This is a genomic window from Streptomyces sp. NPDC057002, from assembly GCF_042673825.1.
Classification (GTDB): Bacteria; Actinomycetota; Actinomycetes; order Streptomycetales; family Streptomycetaceae; genus Streptomyces.
The window spans coordinates 120,045-139,872 of the sequence record NZ_JBHURZ010000010.1 but is presented as its reverse complement, the minus strand read 5'-3'; the positions used below and the strand labels follow the sequence as shown (position 1 = coordinate 139,872).

Annotated in this window: 25 protein-coding genes; 8 read left to right on the top strand and 17 right to left on the bottom strand. The window is 70.5% G+C overall.

All coding sequences use genetic code 11. The annotated features are described in order from the left end of the window. Positions 1–331: 331 nt before the first annotated feature. From ACFT32_RS38200 to ACFT32_RS38165, 8 genes are all read right to left on the bottom strand, one after another. Positions 332–1,306, bottom strand: coding sequence for a tyrosinase family protein (locus ACFT32_RS38200; RefSeq protein ID WP_382498359.1), 975 nt, complete (start codon positions 1,304–1,306; stop codon positions 332–334). Between the two features lie 3 nt (positions 1,307–1,309). Beyond that, entirely contained in the window at positions 1,310–1,720 is a 411-nt protein-coding gene (locus tag ACFT32_RS38195; protein WP_382498357.1) for a hypothetical protein, read from the bottom strand. 326 nt (positions 1,721–2,046) lie between these two features. Beyond that, positions 2,047–4,134 carry an MMPL family transporter gene (locus ACFT32_RS38190; RefSeq protein WP_382498356.1) on the bottom strand — a complete coding sequence of 696 codons (2,088 nt, stop codon included), beginning with the start codon at positions 4,132–4,134 and terminating at the stop codon, positions 2,047–2,049. A gap of 201 nt (positions 4,135–4,335) precedes the next feature. After that, a complete protein-coding gene (locus ACFT32_RS38185) occupies positions 4,336–4,650 on the bottom strand; it encodes a hypothetical protein (protein WP_382498354.1) in 315 nt (104 codons plus the stop codon). Next, complete coding sequence (locus ACFT32_RS38180) at positions 4,647–5,003, bottom strand: ArsR/SmtB family transcription factor (RefSeq protein WP_382498352.1); 357 nt, start codon at positions 5,001–5,003, stop codon at positions 4,647–4,649. Before ACFT32_RS38180 ends, ACFT32_RS38185 begins: the two co-directional genes overlap by 4 nt. Positions 5,004–5,124: 121 nt before the next feature. Beyond that, a complete protein-coding gene (locus ACFT32_RS38175; RefSeq protein ID WP_382498350.1) occupies positions 5,125–5,634 on the bottom strand; it encodes a CinA family protein in 510 nt (169 codons plus the stop codon). 191 nt (positions 5,635–5,825) lie between these two features. Further along, entirely contained in the window at positions 5,826–6,368 is a 543-nt protein-coding gene (locus ACFT32_RS38170; protein ID WP_382498348.1) for a hypothetical protein, read from the bottom strand. A 31-nt stretch (positions 6,369–6,399) separates the two neighbouring features. Then, entirely contained in the window at positions 6,400–6,921 is a 522-nt protein-coding gene (locus ACFT32_RS38165; protein WP_382498347.1) for a DUF4232 domain-containing protein, read from the bottom strand. A 235-nt stretch (positions 6,922–7,156) separates the two neighbouring features. Between ACFT32_RS38165 and ACFT32_RS38160 the strand changes: the two genes are divergently transcribed. Then, a complete protein-coding gene (locus ACFT32_RS38160; protein ID WP_382498345.1) occupies positions 7,157–7,975 on the top strand; it encodes a hypothetical protein in 819 nt (272 codons plus the stop codon). Positions 7,976–8,019: 44 nt separating this feature from the next. On the opposite strand, the gene ACFT32_RS38155 is transcribed toward ACFT32_RS38160, so the two are convergent. Further along, positions 8,020–8,739, bottom strand: a complete 720-nt coding sequence (locus tag ACFT32_RS38155) for an ABC transporter permease (protein ID WP_382498343.1) — start codon at positions 8,737–8,739, stop codon at positions 8,020–8,022. Positions 8,740–8,795: 56 nt separating this feature from the next. Next, complete coding sequence (locus tag ACFT32_RS38150) at positions 8,796–9,680, bottom strand: ABC transporter ATP-binding protein (RefSeq protein ID WP_382498341.1); 885 nt, start codon at positions 9,678–9,680, stop codon at positions 8,796–8,798. Between the two features lie 164 nt (positions 9,681–9,844). On the opposite strand from ACFT32_RS38150, the gene ACFT32_RS38145 reads away from it, so the two are divergent. The 7 genes from ACFT32_RS38145 to ACFT32_RS38115 all read left to right on the top strand — a co-directional run bounded on the left by ACFT32_RS38145 (position 9,845) and on the right by ACFT32_RS38115 (position 14,423). After that, on the top strand, positions 9,845–10,063 hold the full coding sequence (locus ACFT32_RS38145; RefSeq protein ID WP_382498339.1) for a hypothetical protein: 219 nt from the start codon (positions 9,845–9,847) through the stop codon (positions 10,061–10,063). Continuing rightward, positions 10,060–11,175 carry a sensor histidine kinase gene (locus ACFT32_RS38140; protein WP_382498337.1) on the top strand — a complete coding sequence of 372 codons (1,116 nt, stop codon included), beginning with the start codon at positions 10,060–10,062 and terminating at the stop codon, positions 11,173–11,175. Before ACFT32_RS38145 ends, ACFT32_RS38140 begins: the two co-directional genes overlap by 4 nt. Beyond that, the gene (locus ACFT32_RS38135; RefSeq protein ID WP_382498335.1) at positions 11,172–11,774 is read left to right on the top strand and encodes a response regulator; all 603 of its coding nucleotides are present in this window, start codon (positions 11,172–11,174) and stop codon (positions 11,772–11,774) included. Before ACFT32_RS38140 ends, ACFT32_RS38135 begins: the two co-directional genes overlap by 4 nt. 129 nt (positions 11,775–11,903) lie before the next feature. Then, positions 11,904–12,503, top strand: coding sequence for a hypothetical protein (locus tag ACFT32_RS38130; RefSeq protein WP_382498334.1), 600 nt, complete (start codon positions 11,904–11,906; stop codon positions 12,501–12,503). Between the two features lie 59 nt (positions 12,504–12,562). Next, complete coding sequence (locus ACFT32_RS38125) at positions 12,563–13,231, top strand: DsbA family protein (protein WP_382498332.1); 669 nt, start codon at positions 12,563–12,565, stop codon at positions 13,229–13,231. Between the two features lie 39 nt (positions 13,232–13,270). After that, positions 13,271–13,660 carry a hypothetical protein gene (locus ACFT32_RS38120; RefSeq protein WP_382498330.1) on the top strand — a complete coding sequence of 130 codons (390 nt, stop codon included), beginning with the start codon at positions 13,271–13,273 and terminating at the stop codon, positions 13,658–13,660. A 109-nt stretch (positions 13,661–13,769) separates the two neighbouring features. Beyond that, entirely contained in the window at positions 13,770–14,423 is a 654-nt protein-coding gene (locus tag ACFT32_RS38115; protein ID WP_382498328.1) for a DUF3105 domain-containing protein, read from the top strand. Here the strand turns inward: ACFT32_RS38115 and ACFT32_RS38110 are convergent. The 7 genes from ACFT32_RS38110 to ACFT32_RS38080 form a co-directional block, all read right to left on the bottom strand. After that, entirely contained in the window at positions 14,366–15,790 is a 1,425-nt protein-coding gene (locus ACFT32_RS38110; protein WP_382498326.1) for an aldehyde dehydrogenase family protein, read from the bottom strand. The genes ACFT32_RS38115 and ACFT32_RS38110 overlap by 58 nt on opposite strands. Continuing rightward, positions 15,787–16,209 (bottom strand): cupin domain-containing protein, encoded by a 423-nt coding sequence (locus tag ACFT32_RS38105; protein ID WP_382498324.1) that lies wholly within the window; start codon positions 16,207–16,209, stop codon positions 15,787–15,789. Before ACFT32_RS38105 ends, ACFT32_RS38110 begins: the two co-directional genes overlap by 4 nt. Positions 16,210–16,223: 14 nt before the next feature. After that, a complete protein-coding gene (locus ACFT32_RS38100) occupies positions 16,224–16,526 on the bottom strand; it encodes a putative quinol monooxygenase (protein WP_382498322.1) in 303 nt (100 codons plus the stop codon). Beyond that, positions 16,523–17,608 (bottom strand): Ldh family oxidoreductase, encoded by a 1,086-nt coding sequence (locus tag ACFT32_RS38095; protein WP_382498320.1) that lies wholly within the window; start codon positions 17,606–17,608, stop codon positions 16,523–16,525. Before ACFT32_RS38095 ends, ACFT32_RS38100 begins: the two co-directional genes overlap by 4 nt. A gap of 106 nt (positions 17,609–17,714) precedes the next feature. Further along, positions 17,715–18,440 (bottom strand): GntR family transcriptional regulator, encoded by a 726-nt coding sequence (locus tag ACFT32_RS38090; protein ID WP_382498318.1) that lies wholly within the window; start codon positions 18,438–18,440, stop codon positions 17,715–17,717. 61 nt (positions 18,441–18,501) lie between these two features. Then, on the bottom strand, positions 18,502–19,269 hold the full coding sequence (locus ACFT32_RS38085) for an SDR family NAD(P)-dependent oxidoreductase (RefSeq protein ID WP_382498316.1): 768 nt from the start codon (positions 19,267–19,269) through the stop codon (positions 18,502–18,504). Positions 19,270–19,303: 34 nt separating this feature from the next. Next, positions 19,304–19,822 carry a cyclophilin-like fold protein gene (locus ACFT32_RS38080; RefSeq protein WP_382498314.1) on the bottom strand — a complete coding sequence of 173 codons (519 nt, stop codon included), beginning with the start codon at positions 19,820–19,822 and terminating at the stop codon, positions 19,304–19,306. Positions 19,823–19,828 lie beyond the last annotated feature (6 nt).

Sequence of the window (19,828 nt, the reverse complement as noted above, 5' to 3'; positions counted from 1 at the left end):
TCACAGCGCCATCGGGGCCTGTCGCGGGGCCGCCTCTCCGTCTGACCGTGCGGACGACGGTTTCGGCCACATGCCACACCCTCTTCACATGCGGGGGGACGCCGTCGAGGCCCGATGAACGTTGAAGCGTTTTCTGATGGTTTGTCTTTGGGTCGAGCTCCTGCATGGGCGGCGAGTGTAGTCACAGCAGAAGCCCCGAAAGCGCCGGGAACAAGCAGAGCATCGCCCGGAGCGGAAGGTGTGACACTCGGCACCGCCGCTGCGCTGGAGAGGTGGGGTGCGGCGAAGTGTGTCTTCACATTCGCCCCCCGTCGAAACGGACTTCGCTGATTCAGGGGACCACGTCGTAGGTGAACAGGGCGGTGTTGTCGAGCGTCTTCCGGGGAGTGGCGTTCGCGCCCAGGGGTGAGATGAGCGGGTCGTCGATCCGATGGCCCAGGAGGTCCGCTGATTCCGACATCGTGGGGAGATAGGTTCGCCCGTGCCGATTCATCCAGGCTTCCCACAGCCGGTCCACATTGGCGTGGTGCAGGAAGAAGACCGGGTCATTCGGTGACGAGGCCGGCGCCATGTCGCCGCCGATCCACCGGTGCACCTGGTTGTGGAGCCCCGTGCCGGTGAAGCCTTCGAGCCGGCTGCGGAATCCTCGCGAGTTGTGGAGCCAGGGTGCGAAGTCGTATGTGGCGAGGTCCGGGTCCCCGGCCGGCGCCGACTGCGTATTGAAGGCGGCCCCCACGTCCAGGGCATTCGGGAGAGTCGGAGAACCGCTCGCGAATTTCCGGCGCAAGCCCCTGTCGGTCTGGCGGAGGCTGATGCCTGGGGGAGCCTCCAGTCTGACCCTGAAGCCATTCGGGTCGCTGGGCTTGAAGGCGAACGGCCCGTCGGTCACCGGGTCACCCTGCCCGCCCATGAAATCCGGTTTCCAGATCAGCGCCGTCTCGGGAGCCGGCAGCGATCCGTCGATCGACCAGTCCCAATACGGAAGTCCGAAGCTCGCATCGTCCAGAACTCGTTGGAGGTGCGCCTCCAGGAGATTCAGCATGAAACGGTGCCACGGCAGGAAAACCGGGCCCCGGTGCGCCGCGTTACGGATGTTCACACTCCCGCTCGGCGGGACGGGAGTCATCATCGCCTTGACGTGCCAGATGACGAACAGGTCATAGGTCCGTACCGGCGCGGGTGGCCCGGCGATTCCGAATGCGGTGGTCTTGAGTGTCGAGTCTTCCCGCTTGAGGCGCAGGACACCTTCGATGAAGGCGTCCCGGGCGTCGGGGCTGGTGGTGATGCTCCTGCGTACGACGGCCATGTGTCAGACGCCCCTCTTGTGGTCGGGTCCGTGACCGTGGTGGTCCGGATGGCCTCCGTTGTCGTCGTCACCAGGGCCGTCACCAGGGCCGTCACCGGGGCCGTGGCCGCCCGGGAAGTCGTCGGGGAAGTTCTCGATCAGAGCCCGGACGATGTCCGTCGCCGACAGGAACTCGTAGGTGGGCAGGGCGTGGCTGTGGACCTGCCCGTCGTTCGTCACGATGAGCGGAGCGGTGAGGGGTGCACCGTCCACCGTGATCTTGTAGGTCGTCTTGATGACGATGTGGTGGCCCTGGAACTCGTCCTCGCGGATGCTGACCAGTGGTCCGTGGTGGTGCGGCTGCTCAGGCAACTCCGCCAGGTAGTTTCCGAGAATCCTGGGGTCGGCGGCCGCGGCCATTTCCTCCGGGGTCACGAGACACCTTTCTGGAGCGCGAGACGTTCGGGCCATCGGCACGATGACTCCTGCTCCGAGTCTCGGAGCGGGCGGAATCGGCTGCACGTCAAGCACGGCAATCAGGTGTCCACAGGCGTAAACCGCGGTCGCTTACCAGCGGTCACCAGCCCTGCGGTGGCAGCTCGACGTTCTTCGCGTAGCAGAGAAAGCGGCTCTGGGGCGTGACAGCTTCAAAGAGCCCCTCCCATCGGGTGGCCGCGGCCTCTCTGCCCAGCTTTCGTTCCATTCCCCGGTGCTGACCGGGCGGCTCCTCCCGTCTTCCGTCAGGAGGAGCCGCCGCGTGTTCACGCCACCTTGTGGGAGAGGGTGTTCTCGGGCGTGGTGCGTGCGGTGGGCAGGGTGTGGAAGAGGCTGCCCGGCCACCAGAACCAGCGGCCGAGGTCGAGGGCGAGCGCGGGTACCAGGATCGTGCGGACGAGGAAGGTGTCCAGGAGGACGCCGATGCCGACCAGGACGCCCATCTGGGCCATCGTCACCAGCGGCAGGCCGGCGAAGATCGCGAAGGTCGCGGCCAGGACGATGCCCGCCGAGGTGATGACGCCTCCGGTGCTGGTCAGGCCCTCCAGGACGCCGTGATGATGGCCCAGCTTCCCGGTCTCCTCCTTCACCCGGTGCATGAGGAAGATGTTGTAGTCGATGCCGAGGGCCACCAGGAACACGAAGCCCATCAGCGGGATCGACCAGTCGACGCCCGCGAAGTCCAGCACGTGCTCGAAGAGGAGATTCGAGGCGCCGAGGGCCGCGACGTACGACAGCACGACCGTGGCCAGGAGCAGAAGCGGGGCGATCAGGGCCCGCAGCAGGAGGATCAGGACGCCCAGGACGACGAGGAGCACGATCGGAACGACCGTCGTCAGATCGCGGTCGGCGGCCCGCTGGGTGTCGAGGGCCTCCGCGGTCGTACCACCGACCAGAGCGTTCATGGGGTGCACGGCGTCGCGCAGGGCGTCGACCGTGTCCTTGGCGGCCCGGCTGTCCGGGGCGTCCTTCAAGACCACCGACAGCGTGGTGAGTTCGCCGTCCGGAGTGCGGGCGGTGTCGTTCTCGACCCGGGCCACCCCGGCCACCGAGGACGCTGCCGCCCTGACCTCGGCGGTCCGGTCGGAGCGCGTGACGATGTCCGCCGGGTCGGAGGCGCCCGACGGGTAGTGCGCAGAGATCCTCTCCTGGGCCACGACCGACTCGGGCTTGTCCTGGAACATCTCCGCCTGTGTCAGGCCCATGTTGACGCCCGCCGCGCTCAGCGCGAGCACACCGGTGACGGCGACCGACGCGAGCCACGACCAGCGGGGGCGCAGGGCGACCGCGGCCCCGACCCGGGACCAGACGGTGCGCGGCTTGCGGGCGGGCGTGCCGTGGTGCGGGACGAAGGGCCAGAACACCCAGCGGCCCGTGATGACGAGCAGCGCCGGAAGCACGGTGACCATGGCGAGGAAGCCGCAGACGACGCCCACCGCGCCCACCAGCCCCAGTGAGCGGGAGGAGTTGATGTCGGCGAACGCCAGGCAGGAAAGACCGACCGCGATGGTGGCGGCGGAGGCCAGGATCGCCGGGCCGGAGCGGCGCAGCGCGATCCGCATCGCCTCGTGACGGTCCTCGTGGCGGTGCAGTTCCTCGCGGTAGCGGGCGATGAGAAGCAGGGCGTAGTCCGTGCCGACACCGAAGACGAGGACCATGAGCACGCCCGCGCTCTGCGGATCGACCGGGAGTCCGGCGTGCTTCGCCAGCAGGTACGTGACCACCTGGGTGAGGACCGCCGCGAAGCCCACCGACACCAGGGGCAGCAGCCACAGGACCGGGCTGCGATAGGTCAGCAGCAGGAGGACGGCCACCACCAGGCCGGTGGCCAGCAGCAGAGTCGTGTCGAGGCCGTCGAAGACCGCCACCGAGTCGGCGAGGGAGCCGGCGGGGCCGCCGACCTCGACGTCCACGCCGGGCGGGGCGTTGGCGCCGGCCACCCCACGCAGCTCGTCCACCTTGTCGGTGACGCCGTCCTCGCTGTCCAGCGGGACGATCGTCATCAGCGCCTTGCCGTCCTCGGACGGGATCGGCCGCGAGACCTCCTGACCGGCGGGGACGTACCGCGCGAAGCCGTCGCGGTCGGCCGTCGCAGCTGCTTCCGCCCCGTCGCCGGTGTACACGACGACGGCCGGCATCACCGTGTCCGTACGGAACTTCTCCAGTTCCACGTTGACCAGCGCGGACTCCGCGCCGCGCGGCAGGAAGGCGTTGGGCCCGGATTCCTCGACGTCGCCGAGCTTGCCGGCCAGCGGGCCGAGGGCGACGGCCAGGATCAGCCAGGCCGCCAGGACCAGCCACTTGGCGCGGCGCCCGGCGGGCGCGCGGGCGACGTGCTGGAGCAGCGCACGCATGAGTAGTCTCCTTACGCAGGGAGCGCGCCGCCGGTCGTTCGACGACCGGCACCAGGGCGCATGGGACCCGCACCACGGCGCTTGCGGTTGTGACGACCTGCCGTGGTGTACGGGTGGTGTGTCCGAAGGGTGTGTTCTTCCGCTGTACGGCCGGGAGTTGCCGCTCCCGGCCGTACGTCTCTCTCGGTGCGCCTCGGGGCGCTATTCGATCTCGCGCATCATCTTCTCCATCGAGGACACCGACAGCCGGGTCTGCGTCAGCTCGTCGAGGGTCTGCCGCTGTTCCTCGACCGTGCGGCGCTGCAGTTCCACGGTGTCCTCGAGGAGCTGGGCGTACTTGGCCGCGAGGTCCTTGTACTGCTGCTCGCGCGCGGCCAGCATCCGGGCCCGCCAGGTGGCGGCGGTCTGCCAGACGATCACGATCAGCAGAGTGAAGAGCCCGCCCGCGCCCACAGCTCCGACCAGCGCGTTCACGGCGTCGGCGCTGTCGGCCAGCGTCACCTGTTCCCCATTCACTTCGCTTCCTCTTTCTCGGCCTCGGTCTTCTCGGACTCGCTGAGCGTCGCGGACGCCCGGGCGATGACGCCGGGGGTCAACTCGTAGAAGAACGGCGTGACATCGAAGTACTTCATCGCCTTGCCGTCCTCCGCGAGTTCGAGCGTGCCGACGACCAGTCCGGCCGCCTCCAGCCGCTGGAGGTGCATGTGCAGCAGCGGACGGCTCATCCCGATCTCGCGCGCCAGCGCGCTGACGTAGTTCCGGCTCTCCAGCAGCGCCGCGACGATCCGCAAGCGGTGCGGGTTGCCCAGGGCGGAGAGCACCTTCAGCAACTCGTCGCCCGTCGGTGCCGGAGGCGGGACCTCGGGCATCGCGGCCCCTTTCCGTCGTACCTGTCAGAAAAGGCTGACAGGGCCCTCTGATACCTGTCAAAGATTTCTGACACATATCGGGGGCGGATGGGGGACAGATGGGGGAGGCCTGGGGGATGTCTCAGGGTTGCGTCAGGGGTGGTGTGTTGTGGTGCCGGTCCAGGTGGTCGACCAGCAGGCTCAGTGCCCGCTCCACGGCCTGGCGGCGCACCTCGTCGCGGGTCGAGCCGGTGCTTCGGAACTCGTGGCTGACCGTGCGCTCCCTGTCGGAGACGCCGATGTAGACGAGCCCCACGGGCTTGCCGTCCTGGCCGGTGGGGCCGGCGACGCCGGTGGTCGAGACTCCGAGCGAACTGCCGAACAACTCCCGTACACCGCGCGCCATCTGCTCGGCCGTCGCAGGGCTCACGGGGCCGTCGGAGGCGAGGGTCGTCTCCGCGACGGAGAGGACCGTCGCCTTGGAGTCCGTCGCGTAGGTGATCGCGCCCCCGCGGTAGTAGTCCGACGCGCCGGGGGTGCCGGTGATCGTCGCGCCGAGCATGCCGCCGGTGAGGGATTCCGCCGTGCTGACGGACAGACCGCCGGCGCGGAGCAGCGAACCGAGCCGTGCCGCGATGTCCTGCAGTGTCACAAAGACTCCTCCGTAGCGGGAGGCGCCGGGGTGCCCGTCGCCGCGCGTGCTCATTGAATCAGCCGGGACGCGCATGGTCCGGGCGGCGACTTCCCCTGCCCGGGGCCGGACACCCCATGGGTCGGCCCCGGGAATCCCATGGGATCCCCGGGGCCCGGAGTCGTGTCACGCCTTACAGCGGAGACACATGTCTAGTGGCCGAGGTCGTTGATGTTCACCGGGAGGATTCTGGTGAGTGGGTTGATTGCGTTGAGTGCCTTGGTGGACCTGCTGAGGAGGTTGTCCTCGCTCGTGCTCACGGCAGTGCTGCTGGACTGGCCCTTGGTCTGGTCGCCCTTGTCGCCGGGGTCGGCGGCGTGGGCTGTGCCGGCAGCGGTCAGGGCGGCTCCGGCGAGCGCCAGGGCGGCGAGCGTGCGTCGCGTGTTGGTCATGCCCTGCTGAACGAACCAGGACCGAATACGTAACTCGCCCAAAACGGCGCCACTCCGCCCCTTCTTCAGGGCGTTGAGCCAGCTGCTCAGCGAGGCGTCCAGCGCGGCGGCGAGATCGTCCCGGTCGGCGTCGACCGGCGCGCCCGACCAGGACTCCCGGGTGCGGACCACGACGCCGTCGCCGTCCTCGGTGAAGGTCCACTCGTGTACGCCGGTGATGCCGTGTGCGGGGCCGCCCCAGAGGATGCGGGGGACACCCCCGGCCGACGGTGCGTACGCCGGCCGGGGGTGCGGTCCTTTCACGAGGGCGCGGCGGAGGCGCCCGGCGTGTGTGTCAGCCGGAGAACGGGACGGCGTCGGCCGGGTCGGCGTGCCAGTTGGTGGCGACGGGCCTGTCGACCAGGGCGGTGTCGGGGAGGTCGAGGCTGATGGAGTTGGCCTCGTCGCCCGCGACGGACAGGTGGATCCGCTCGAACTCCTTGCCGAAATCGTTGTTGGTGGTCTTGGGGTTGATGCCGGAGTAGGCCTTGGCGGAGCCGGAGAGGACGACGTCCTCGCTGACGGCGTGCTCGGCCGGTCCCACCTCGGTGTCGGCGGCCGAGCCGAACGACGCGGAGGGGAAGACGCCCTTCAGGTAGCAGGTGACGCCCGACTTGGCCTTGGCGGTGAGGAGGTAGTAGCCACCCGCCTGCGTCTCCGTGGTGATCTTGAAGGTGAGGTCCTTGGTGACGCAGGCCCGCGCGGTGCTGCCTCGGCTTTCGGCGGTGGCGGTCGCGGTGGCGGTGGCGGTGAGGGCCACCGCCGCGACGGCGGCCAGGGCGAGGCTTGCGGGGCGGGCGGCAAAGCGGGAACGCATCGAGATCTCCATCGTGCAGAGGTAGGTAGTCCAGCGGGCTGCTGGGATGACCGCAGCTTGTTCCGCGATCCGTCCCGCCCGCCACAGACGGAGGTGATTATGGGACGCCGGAACGCTGGTAGGGGGTCTGACCAGCAGAGATGCCGGTGGCCTGGAACGGGGTGCTGGGACGTGGGAGACGACGGGGGAGACCGCGCCGGCCGGCCCAGCCGTGCGACTCTGGAATGCTGGGCCCATGGCGGAGGGGGAACCCGGGGCGGCCGGTGCGCGGAGCGAGGCTCGCCGACGGAGGTACACGGCCGCGGCGGTCACGGCGATCGCGGTCGTGGCCGCGGTCGTCCATCTGGTGTGGCCGCACATCGAGTTGGACGCGGTGACGGTGACATTGCTGGTGATCGCCGTGGTCCCCTGGCTGGGCGGGATCTTCGACAGCATCACTCTTCCCGGCGGCGCGGGTGTGCAGTTCCGGCGGCTGACCGCGCGGATGGAGGAGAGCGAGGCGGTCACAGCCCGCCTGGAACGAGCGGTGGAAGGAGCTGCCGACACCTCCCAGGTCGCCCTGACCGCGGCACAGGACCGCACCTCGGGCGAGCAGAGGACCGATCCGGTGAAGAGGGTGAACGGCCTGGCCGCCGACTATCTGGCCCTGCGCCGGAACCTGCCCGCCGGTCAGGAGCGCACGCGCCTGATGCAGCAGGTGTTCGGGGAGCTGGTCCGTGAGACGGGGCGTATCACCGACCCGCCGCTCGCCTCCTGGCTGGAGTCGGAGAACGGCGGACTGCGGCTCGCCGCCTACACCCGCCTCTTCCTCGATCCGGATCCCCGCTGTCTGGACGCACTGCTGGACGCCGTCCTGAAGGACGACCTCGCCTTCAACGTCAGCCGGGGGATCCGCGCACTGGAGAACATCACCGACGTCATCGGCCCGGAACAGGTCGGCATCGGGGTGGTCCACCGGCTCCGCACGTACTTCGGGGAACTGCCGCAGGGAAACCGCAAGAAGCACCTACGGCGTCTGCTGGACCGCTTCCCTTGGCCGACACCAGCACCCTGAGGCAACGCGGTTGTTTCCTCCGGTTCTGCCTCCTTCGTTCCCGCTCACCGGCGCGGCTCCCAGCGGAACATGCGGGAGGCCAGCGCGATGGCGACGACGACCCAGCCCAGTGTTGGCGCCAGCAGGAGCAGTGAGTCCGCCACGGGGACGCCGCCGTTCCAGGCGTTGAGGACCAGCTCCGTGGCCGAGCCGCCGGGGAGCAGCCGCTTGAGCAGGGTGAGTTCCTCGGTGCCGCTGATCCCCACCCAGCTGGCGACGGCGATGGTGCCGAGGCTGACCGGCAGGGTGGTCACCTGGGCGTGCTCGGGGGAGTTCGTAAGGCCGGCGGTGGCCAGTCCCAGGCCGAGCATCATGACGACCGTGGAGAGGACCGCCGCCGCCAGGAGCGGAACACTGGCCGGTTCGCCGGCGACCGAGGCCAGCACGGCGAGGATCGCGACCACCTGGACCAGCGCCAGGACGGTGACCGGGAGCATCAGGCCGGAGAGGATGCCGGCGTCGCCCGCCGGGGTGGAGCGCAGCCGCTTGAGGAACAGGTTCTGACGGCGCGAGGCCAGGGTCGTCACCGTGGTCGTGTAGAGCCCGAACGCCCCCACGGTGAACACCACCACCGCCGCGATGTAGCCGAGGCTGCCCAGGTCCGTGAAGACCTCGTGCTGGCGGATGAAGTACGCGCTGACCGCCGTGGGCATGATGAAACTGGTGACCAGAACCAGCCGGTTCCGGAAGATCTGGATCAGCTCGCCGAGAGCGATTGTGAGCATGGTGAAAGGTCTCTTCCTGGGAGGTTCCGAAGGGGGCTGACCGGGTGTGCGAGCGGCTAGTCGTTGCCGATGGCGCGGAAGACGTCGTCGAGCCGGGTCGGCCCGGCTTCCAGTTCCCCCAGCTCCAGCCCGTTGGCGTGCGCCCAGTCGAGCAGGGCGTAGAGGGTCTCCTGCAGGCCGAACGTCTCGACGAGGAACCGTCCGTCACTCTCACGCGTGGCCCCCAGCGGCAGCGCGGGTGCGGCGGCCGGGAGGGAGAAGCGGATGACGGCCGGCAGGGTCCGCGTCAGCTCGGCGACGGTCCCCTCCTGGTGGAAGGCGCCCTTGTGCATGAGCCCGATGCGATCGGCGCGGGCCTGGGCCTCTTCCAGGTAGTGCGTGGTGAGCACGATGGTGGAGCCGTCCTCGCGCAGCTTGTCCACGGCATCCCACAGGGCGTCCCGTGACTGGATGTCCAGGCCGGTGGTGGGCTCGTCGAGGAAGATCAGCTCAGGCTTCCCGTACACGGCCGTCGCGAAGTCCAGACGTCGTTTCTCACCGCCGGAGAGCTGCGACACCTTGGTGCCGGCCTTGTGCGTGAGACCGACGATGCCGAGGACGCGATCGACCCTGTCCTTGCGCCGGGAGAGCGTTCCGATCATCCGGACGGATTCCTTCACCGTCAGGTCCGGGGAGAAGCCGCTCTCCTGGAGCATGATGCCCATCCTGGGCCGCACGGACCGCCGGTCGCGAGGGCTCTGCCCGAAGACCCGCACGGTGCCCGAGGTGGCCGCACGGTGGCCCTCCACGGTCTCCAGGGTCGAGGTCTTGCCGGCCCCGTTCGTGCCGAGCAGCGCGTAGAGCTCCCCCTGCCGCACCTGGAACGACAGGTCCTCCACGGCGTGGAAGTCGCCGTAACTGAGGTTGAGTCGGTCAACGTCGATGACTGGTGTGGAGGTCATGCGTCGATCTCAGCCGTCGTCGGGCTTGTCCGGCAGTGCCGTGGTGTCATCGTCGCGGTGTGACATCCCGGGGGGTGAACCCATGACACGGTGTCACTGGTACCGCCCGTGACCAGGCAGAACACTACGGGGAGTTCCTGCTGTTCGACCCCGGAGCGCCGTACATGGACACCAGACCCCTGCGCATACTGCTGACGGCCAACACGGCCGTCTTCCTCCTGGTCTGCGCTGTCTTCTTCGTCCACCACCTCGGCCTCGGTCTCTACCCTGACGACATGGAGTCCTGGCTCGAGAGCAACCAGTGGCTGATGTGGACGGCCGCGGCCCTCACCGCGGCGAGCGCCTCGGCGATCCCGGTGCTCAGCGTGCGGACTCGGCGGTGAAGCCGCCGGACCGTGAGGGAACACGGGAACGGCTGCGCCGGCTGAACGTCAGGACGATGGTCACGGTGACCGTCTCCTCGGGGGCACTGCTGGTGGCCGTCGATGCCCGGACGTGGTGGGACGCCGTCATCCTGAGCCTGGGCGTGGCCGCGGCACTGGTCGCCTCCGCGCGGTGGACGGCGAGCGGCATCCCGCGGGTCGTCCTGCCGTGCCTGATCGTCACCGCGCTGGTCTGGATCGCCGGGGTGCTGGTGGTGGGCGGCCATACGGCGTTCTACGGCATCTCCGTCCTGGGCCCCCTGTACGCGCCCAAGCTGCCGCGCCACCGCATCCTGGCCGCCGTCGGGCTGATCGCCTTCGTCGCCGCCGTGGGCGCGGCCCGGCTGCTGGTCGCGCCGGCGGATGTGGCGGAGGTCCTGATCCTCTACGTCCTCATCCCGGTGGGCGTCACGGTCGTGGTGACCGGCAGCATGTTCGCCGGGCAGGTCTTCTACGACCTGGTCGAGGAACTGGAGCAGTCTCGGGAACGCGAAGCGGAGCTGGCCGTCGTGAGGGAACGCGTGCGTTTCGCCAGTGATCTGCACGACATCCAGGGCCACACACTGCACGTGGTGAAGCTGAAGATCGCGCTGGCCGAGAAGCTGGTGCGCAGTGACATCGGGCGGGTGGAGGAGGAACTGCGGGAGGTGCGCGCCCTGGTCGGCGACACCATCACCCAGACCAAGGAGCTGGCGTACGCGCAGCGGCGGCTCAATCTGTCCGTGGAGCTGGAGAACGCGAAGAACCTCTTCGAAGCCGCGGGCATCCGCGTGCGGGTCGACCGTGAGGCCGATGTCGACGAGCGGGTCAACGAGCTGCTCGGGCAGGTCCTGCGGGAGACGACGACCAACATCCTGCGCCACGCGCAAGCCACCCAGGTGCGGATCACCCTCGCGGAGTCGGGCATCACCATCGTCAACGACGGCGCCGGGACGGCTCCGCTCTCCGGGCTCAGCGGACTGTCCACCCTCAGGGAGCGCGTGGGCGACAACGGAGGGGAGCTGACGGTGGAGCGGACGGACGGGCGCTTCCTCACGGCCGCGGCCTTTTCGAACGGGAGGACCGACCGATGACCACCGTGGTGCTCGCCGACGACGAGGCCCTGCTCCGCAAAGCGCTGGCGGCGTTGCTGAGCCTCGAGGACGAGATCACCGTGCTCGCCGAAGCACAGGACGGCGAAGACGCGGTACGGGTTACGCTCCGGCACCGGCCCGACGTGCTCGTCATCGATCTGGAGATGCCCGGCGTGGACGGACTGGGCGCCGTCGCGGAGATCCGCCGCGCCCGGCCGGAGCAGGTGATCCTCATGCTGACCCGCCATGCCAGGCCCGGAGTGCTCCGCAAGGCCCTGAAACTGGGCGTCCAGGGCTTCGTCAGCAAGTCGGCGGAACCCGCGCACATCACGGCGGTCATCAACACGCTGCACGCCGGCAAGCGCTGGATCGACCCGGACGTCTCCGCGCTCGCCGTCGTCGACGACTGCCCCCTCACCGACCGGGAGATCGACGTCCTGCGCGTCACTCGCGACGGCTATCCCGTCGCCGACATCGCCGCCCGCCTCCACCTGGCGGAAGGCACCGTACGCAACTACCTCTCGAACGCCATGCAGAAGACCCAGACCCGGACCCGGCACGAAGCGGCCCGCTACGCGCGGGAGCACGACTGGCTGTAGGGGCAGGTGCTTCGGGAGCGCCGGCCGTCGCCCGGTACGCTGCCGAGGCACGTGCGGGGAACCGAGCCCTCGCAGCCTGATGCCCACCCGTCCGTCCGGCCCCGGACGGCTCCCGAAGGCCCGGACCTGATGCGACCGCACCGCCCGCGAGGACCCGCCTCCCCGGCGTCCGGTGTGCTGCGCGGGATCAGGGCGGGTGCGCTCGCCGCGCTGTGCGTGCTGCTGCCGCTGGCCGGGCACGTGCTGGCGCAGTGCCACGCCCCTCGGTGGATCATCGTGGCCGGGGCGGCCGCGGTGGCGGTGCCTGGCGCGACGGTGCTGACGCGGCGGAGACTGACGGACACCCAGGTGCTCGCGGTGCTCGCCGCCGCGCAACTGGCCTGTCACGCCGCGTACTCCCTGCCGGGCGGGTGTGCTCCGGTGATGCAGGCCGGTCACGCGGTCACGCTGCTGCTCGCCGCCCGGCTGCTGGGCCTCACCGAGCGGCTGCTGTGGCAGAGCGGGACGCTCTGGGCCGTTGTACGACGTCTGCTGCTGTTCCTGTGGCCGCTGCTCGGCGGCCGCCACGGCAACGGCCCTCAGGTCGCTGTGCGCGAGAGCTCCGCTCCGCCGGTGTCGGCGCTGCTGGTGCGGCTGAACGAAGGCAGGGCGCCTCCGCGTCACGGGCGCGGTCCGTTCGTCCCGCCCCTTCTCCGGCCGATGCCGATCGGTGGTCCCTGCCTGCCCTGACGGGCACACGGCGGGGACGACGGCCGGCGGGCCGGTGCCGTCACCCCCACCGAGGAATCATGAAGAAGCTGTACAAGCACCTGATCATCGCCGCCGTCCTGGTCACCGGTTTCGCCATGGCCCTCGGCTCCTACCTGCTGCTGCGGCCCGACGACCGCGGCGGCGCCGGGGCGGACGTGCGGCCCGCCGCCGAGGCGCTGCCCGTCCGGGGCTCCAGCCACCGGCTGACCGAGCCGGAGCGGAGCGAGCTCACGATCGTCGAGTTCCTCGACTTCGAGTGCGAGGCGTGCGGGGCGTACTACCCGGTCGTGGAGCGGCTGCGGGAGGAGTACGGCGACCGGGTCACCTTCGTCGCCCGCTACTTCCCCATGCCAGGACACCGCAACGCCGAGCCGGCCGCACGCGCCGCCGAGGCCGCCGCCCGCCAGGGCAGGTTCGAGGCGATGTACACCAAGCTCTTCACCACGCAGAAGGAGTGGGGCGAGTCGCAGGAGTGGAAGGAGCCAGTCTTCCGCGGCTACGCGAAGGAACTCGGCCTGGACATGAAGAAGTTCGACGCCGACTTCGCCGATCCGGAGACGGCCGGCCGGATTCAGGCCGACCAGCGCGACGGCCTCGGCCTGGGCGTCCAGGGCACCCCGACCTTCCTCGTCGACGGAACCAGGGTTCAACCTCCCGCTTCCTACGAGGAGCTCAAGGCGCTCATCGAGGACAGGCTCGGCGACTGACCGCCTCGGCACCCCCAGAAACCGCTTAACATCACCGTGATGACGAGCAGGACGCCGCTGACGCAGCGCAGATCCCGGGGAACGTGGTGGACCACGTGGGCCCGGGTCCTCTGTCCTGCTCTCGCCGTCCTGCTCGCGGCGGTGGTGGTGTGCCTGGGGTACGCGGAGCACGGTGCCGGCGACGACCGGGCCGGGCATCACGCGGTGACGGTCGTGCATCTGGACGACTGTCCCACCGGCGACGCGTGCTGTGCCCCGGCCGTACACCCGGCGGCCGGGGTGCTCGCGGCCCCCGTACAACCGATGCCGGCGCTCCTGCCCCGCATGCCGGATCTCCCCAGGCCGCACGGCGGCCCCGCGCTCCTCGGCCGGCCCCCACCCGCGAGCGGCGCTCCCGACCTGCACGTCCTTCAGGTGCTGCGGACCTGAGCCGGATGCCATGACGCCGTGCGCTCACGCGAGCGGACGGCGCCCTGAGACATCCCTGCCACCCCCGCAGCGACCGCCGTACGGCGTGAAGGAAGAAGGACACCCAGCCATGGGCAAGACCAGCAAGAAGGCCGACGCCGTTTCCCGCAAGGCCCGGATCGAGGAGATGCGCCGCGCCGAAAGAGCCCGCGAGCGCCGCAACCGCGTCATCACCATCACGCTCAGCACGTTCATCGTCGCCGGACTCGCCGGCTTCGGCGCCTACGCCCTGAACAAGGCCGACGAGAAGGACGAGCAGCAGGCCGCCGCCGCGAAGAAGCCCGTACGCGGCGAGAAGACGTGGAACGCGAAGAAACTCGGCCGCGATCACGTCCGGACCGCCGTCGACTACCCGATGAACCCGCCCGTCGGCGGCGACCACAACCAGGCCTGGATGACCTGCGACGGCACCGTCTACACCAAGGCCATAGGCAAGGAGAACGCCGTCCACTCCCTCGAACACGGGGCGGTCTGGGTGACGTACAGCGACAAGGCCGCCGACGCCGACGTCAAGGCGCTCGCTGACAAGGTCTCCAAGACCCCCTACACACTGATGAGTCCGGTCGACGACCAGTCCGGGACGATCATGCTCTCGGCCTGGGGCTACCAGCTCACCGTGGACAAGGCATCGGACCCGCGGGTCGAGCAGTTCCTGACCAAGTACGTTCAGGGCTCGCAGACCCCCGAACCGGGCGCCGCCTGCACGAACGGACTGACCCAGTAGGTGCGTGTGTTGGTGAACTCGCGGATGCCGGCGGCGGCCAGCTCCCGGCCGTAGCCGCTGCGTTTGGTGCCGCCGAACGGCAGGCGGGGATCGGAGGCGACGACGGCGTTGACGAACGCCGCGCCGCTGGTGACGCGACGGGCGACCTCGACGCCGCGGGCCGTGTCGGCGGTCCACACGCTCAGGCCGAGGCCGTAGTCCGTGGCGTTCGCCAGCCGGACGGCGTCCTCGTCGTCGCGGGCGACCGCCAGGGCGGCCAGGGGGCCGAAGGTCTCCTCGTCGAAGGCGGCCATGCCCGGTCCGGTGCCGGCCAGCACGGTGGGCTGGTAGAAGAAGCCCTCGCCCGGCACCGGCTTGCCCCCGGTCAGCAGGCGGGCACCGGCCGCCACCGACTCCTCGACCTGCCGCTGTACCGCCCCGCGCAGGTCGTCCCGCGCCAACGGGCCGACCTGCGTGTCCCGCTCGCGCGGGTCACCGAGGCGCAGGCCCTCCACGGCGCTGACGAAGGCGGTGGTGAAGGCGTCGGCGACGGCCGCGTGGACGATGAACCGCTTGGCGCACACACAGCTCTGTCCGGAGTTGGTGAACCGGGCCTTGACCGCGGCCGCCGCGGCCTGTTCGACATCGGCGTCGGCGAGCACCACGAAGGCGTCCGAACCGCCCAGCTCCAGCACGGACTTCTTCGCCGCGCGCCCGGCCGCCGCCCCGACGGCCGCACCGGCCCGGTTGCTGCCCGTGAGGGTGACCGCGGCGATCCGGTCGTCCTCGATGAGCCGGGCGGTGGTCCCCGGCACCTCCGCGTCCGCGATCAGCAGTGCGGTCACCAGGTGCTCGGGGAAGCCGGCTTCGACGAAGAGGTCCTGCAACGCGAGGGCGCTGCCGGTGACGTTGGAGGCGTGCTTGAGGAGGATGCCGTTGCCCGCCACCAGGGAGGGGACGGCGCAGCGCATGACCTGCCAGACGGGGAAGTTCCACGGCATCACGGCCAGCACCAGGCCGGCCGGCTCATAGGCCACCCAGGCTTCCGCGCCCTCGACGGTCACCGGCTGGTCGGCGAGGATGCCCGGACCCTCACGGGCGTAGTGGTCGGCGGTCAGCGCGGACTTCTCCACCTCGGCGGCGGCCTCGGTGACGGGCTTGCCCATCTCGGCCACGGCCAGCTCGGCGAGCCGGCCGGCGTGCTCGCGCAGTGTGCGGGCCAGGCGGGCGGCACGGGCGGCCCGTTCGGCGACCGGGACCAGGGCCCAGGCACGCGACGCGGTGTGCGCCCGCTCCACGGCGGCCTCGATCCGGGGGCCGTCCCACGCTTCGTAGATGGCCAACGGCTGCCCGGTGGCCGGATTGACGGTGGTGATGACGCCGCTCATGCGGTGGGCGCCCCTCCCTTGTCGTGCTCCGAGAGGTGCTCGAAGGTCTCGCCGGTCGCGGTGATGGTGCGGGTGACGTCCCGGCCGCCGTAGACCCAGTAGATCCGCATGACGCCCTCGCCCCGGTTGAAGAACCGGTGCGGGATCCCGGCCGGGACCCAGGTCGCCTGCCCGGCCTCCAGGTCGAAGAACTCGCCGTCGATCTCGGCGGTCGCCTCGCCCTCGAGGATCAGCACCGACTCCTCGACGTTGTGGCTGTGCAGCGGCAGACCGGTACCCGGCTGGAAGACGGTCTGCCCGGTGGTGATGACCGCCTTCTCGGAGTTCCACTTGCCGACGTAGGGGATGGTGGCGACACCGCCGCCGCGGTCGAAGCGTTCGACCTCGTCGGGGTGGACGATCAGATGGTGAGTGCACATCAGGGCGGCTCCGTTCAGGAGTGGTGGAACAGGCGGCGGGAGAGCGTGTTGACCTGGCTGCCGGGGACGACGTACCGGGCCGCCGCCTCGCGCCAGACCTTGAAGTGGGGTGCGGCGCGGTGGGCCTCGACGGCGGCCTCGTCGTCGTAGAGCTCGTGGAAGACGAAGTGGTGGTCGTCGTCCAGGTCGCACACGACGTCGAAGTAGCGGCAGCCGGGCTCGTCGGTGAAGGAGCGCTCGGCGTTCTCCTCGATGGCGGCCAGGAACGCGTCACGGCAGCCGGGGACGACCCGGAGGGACACGGTCAGCGTGATCATGCGGGCAGCTCCTGGGGGTTGGCCGGGGTGGGCAGGGGCACGGCGGTGGCGTCGGCGACGCGGGAGAGGGAGGCCCAGGTGTCGTCGGCGAGGGTGATGCCCTCGGTCCGCAGCCGCTCGGCGGTGCGCACCTCGGGCTCGCCGGGGACGAAGACCTCGGACGTGCCCGGGGCGGTGGGGGCGGACTTGGTCTCCTCGATCAGGGCCTCCATCCGCCGTTCGAACTCGGCCGGGTCGGCCATGGAGCGGATGTCGACACAGATCAGCAGATGGCCCACGCCACTGCGGCCGGTCGGCCGGTAGGGGCCCACGACGCCGGTTCCGAACGCGCTGCCGGTGAGCACGCCGGCCAGCACGTCGAACATGAAGGAGATGGCATAGCCCTTGTGGCCGGCCATCGGCAGGATCAGGCCCTCGACGGCGCGGCGCGGATCGGTGGTCGGCACGCCGTCAGCGTCGGCCGCCCAGCCCTCGGGGATCGGTTCGCCGCGCTCCTTGGCGTGGTAGATCTTGCCGCGCGCGACGGCGGTGTTGGCGATGTCCATCACGACCGTGCCGTAGCGGCCGCCGGGCGCGGAGATCGACCAGGGGTTGGTGCCGACCCGCTTCTCCCTTCCGCCCCAAGGCGCCATCGCCGGGCTGGCATTGGTGGCCAGCAGCGCCACACAGCCCTCCTTTGCCGCCTTGCGGGTGAAGTAGGCGGCGGTCCCGAAGTGCCCGGAGTCGCGGACCGCGATCGCACTGATGCCGTGCTCCCGGGCCCGCTCCACCCCCAGCCGTGTCGCGCGGTCGGCGAGCACCTGGCCCAGACCGGCGCGGCCGTCCAGCACGAGGACCGCGCCGTTGTCGCTGACGACCTCCGGGGTCGCGGTGGCGGCGGTCGCCCCGCTCGCGATCCGGGCGAGGTACCACGGCAGACGCAGCATCCCGTGCGACGGATGCCCCCACAGTTCCGCGGTCACCAGGGTGTCCGCGAGCAGACGGGCGTCATCGGGCGGAACGCCGTGGGCTTCTGTGGTGGCGGCGGCGAATCCCAGCAGATCCGCCGCCGCGACGGTGTACGGCATCAGAGGGCCTCTCACCTGCGAACGGTCTTGTATCCACTCCTGTATACATCAAGCGAGGCGCGTGCGGAACCCGGAGTCCGAGAACGCGTATGTCCCCGCTCCGGAGCCGGAGCGGGGGAAGTCAGCCGACGACGCCGAGCCGCACCTCGCCGCCGAGGGCGAAGTCCTGGGCGGTCAGGCTGTCGATGAGGGCCTGCAGCGTCTGCGCCAGATGGTGGCGGCAGGCCGCCGACGCGGCCTGTGCGTCGCCCCGCGCGATCGCCCTGAGCATGGCGCGGTGCTCCTCAAGCGACGTCAGCATGCGCCGCGGTCCGCTGTGCGACAGATGCCGCAGCCGCACGGTCTGGCTGCGCAGGTCGCCGATCGTGCGGGCGAGGTAGGGGTTGCGGCACGCCGCGATGACCGCCTGGTCGAACCGCTCGGCCAGATCGTAGAAGCCCTGGTAGGCCCGCTCCTGCTCGGCCGCGCTCAGCACCCGGAACGCCGCGTCGAACTCGTCCAGTTGCTCCAGGAGCTCCCGGAACGGCGCGAGAATCTGCTCACGGGCCGTGCCCGCCGTCGCGACCGAAGCGGCCGCCTCCGGCTCCAGCAGCATCCGGAAGTCGAACAGGGCGCGCACCCCGCCCAGCGAGATCCCCGCCACGCGGGCCACCTCGCCCGGCACGAAGTCGACGAGCCCTTCACGGGCCAGCCGCCGGATCGCCTCGCGCACCGGGGTACGGGACGCCCCCAGCTCCTCCCCGAGCTGGATCTCGCTCAGCTTCGCCCCGGGGCGCAGACGCAGCGACTCGATGTCGCCCTTCAGCCGCTCGTACACCGCTTCGCTCTTGCCGGTCGCCCGGACCATGACACTCCCTCGTCGCCAGACCGCACATCGTGCTGTATACAGCCTAGCGGCGAGGAGCCGGTCAGCGGGCGACGTAGCCGCCGTCGACGGGAAGGGCGACGCCGACGACGAAGCCGGCTCCCGGGCTGCACAGCCACAGGACGGCCTGGGCGATCTCGTCGGCGGTGCCGAGGCGGTTGATGGGCTGGTTGGCCTCGGCTTCGGCCCGGTCGAGCTCTCCCTTGGCGATCATGTCGCTGACCATGGGGGTGTCGATGGTGCCGGGGCAGACGGCGTTGACGCGGATGCCGCGCGGGGCGTACTCGAGGGCGGCGCTGGTGGTCAGGCCGATGACGCCGTGCTTGGAGGCGTGGTAGGAGGCCCGGCCGGGCAGGCCGACGAGGCCGCCGAGGGAGGAGCAGTTGACGATGGCTCCGCTGCCCCGGGCGCGCATGTGCCGCAGCTCGTGCTTCATGCACGCCCAGACACCGCGCAGGTTGATGGCGTTGACACGGTCGAACCGCTCGGCGGGTTCCTCGGCCGCGTCGCTCGGCGGGATCTGGACGCCGGCGTTGTTGTAGGCCATGTCCAGGCGGCCGAAGGTCTCGACGGTGCGGTCGACCGCTGCGGCGACCTGGTCCTCGTCGGTGACGTCGCAGGGGAGGGCGAGGACCTGGTGGCCGCCGTCGGTGAGTTCCTTCGCGGCCGTGTCGAGCGCGGCTTCGTCGACGTCGGTGAGGGCGACGGAGGCACCGGATTCGGCGAAGGCGCGGGCGGTGGCCAGGCCCATGCCGGAGCCGGCCCCGGTGACGAGGGCGACCTGGCCGCTGAAGTCGTAGGTGGGGTTCATACGGTGTTTCTCCCGTTCTCCCGTCGAGAGCCGGTCAGGGGGCGGCTTCGATGGTGACGTGCTCGGCGGTGGCGAGCCTTTCGGTGTGGCCGTCGGCGACTTTGCCGAGGAGGACCAGGCCGGTCGAGGGCGAGTCGCCGTCGCGATAGAAGAGCGCCAGATTGCCCCAGGGCGCGTAGTAGGCCAGGTCACCGGCCTGGGGCCGGGCCGCGTCGGGCGCGCCGGAGGTGTCCAGCTTGCGCGGCGGATAGGCGATCCGTTCGGTCCGGTGAAAGTCCTCGAGATCGAGACTGAGCGGAAGCAGGGCGGCGAGGTCGCGGGCGGCGGCACTGTCGTTCAGGGTGGCGTCGACCGGGTGGCCGTCGAGGGTGAGCCGGATGTTCACGGTGCTGGTCCTGCCGGAGGGATGGGTGGGTGCCGGGCCCGTCGCGGTTCGTTCCTGCGGTGCGGGCGGCGCGGGCCGGGACGACCGCTGCGGGTCCTGAGCGCAGGCGGTCACGGCCAGGAGCAGAGCGGCGGCCGGTACGGCCCGGGCGAGGGCTGCCGAGGTCATGGATGC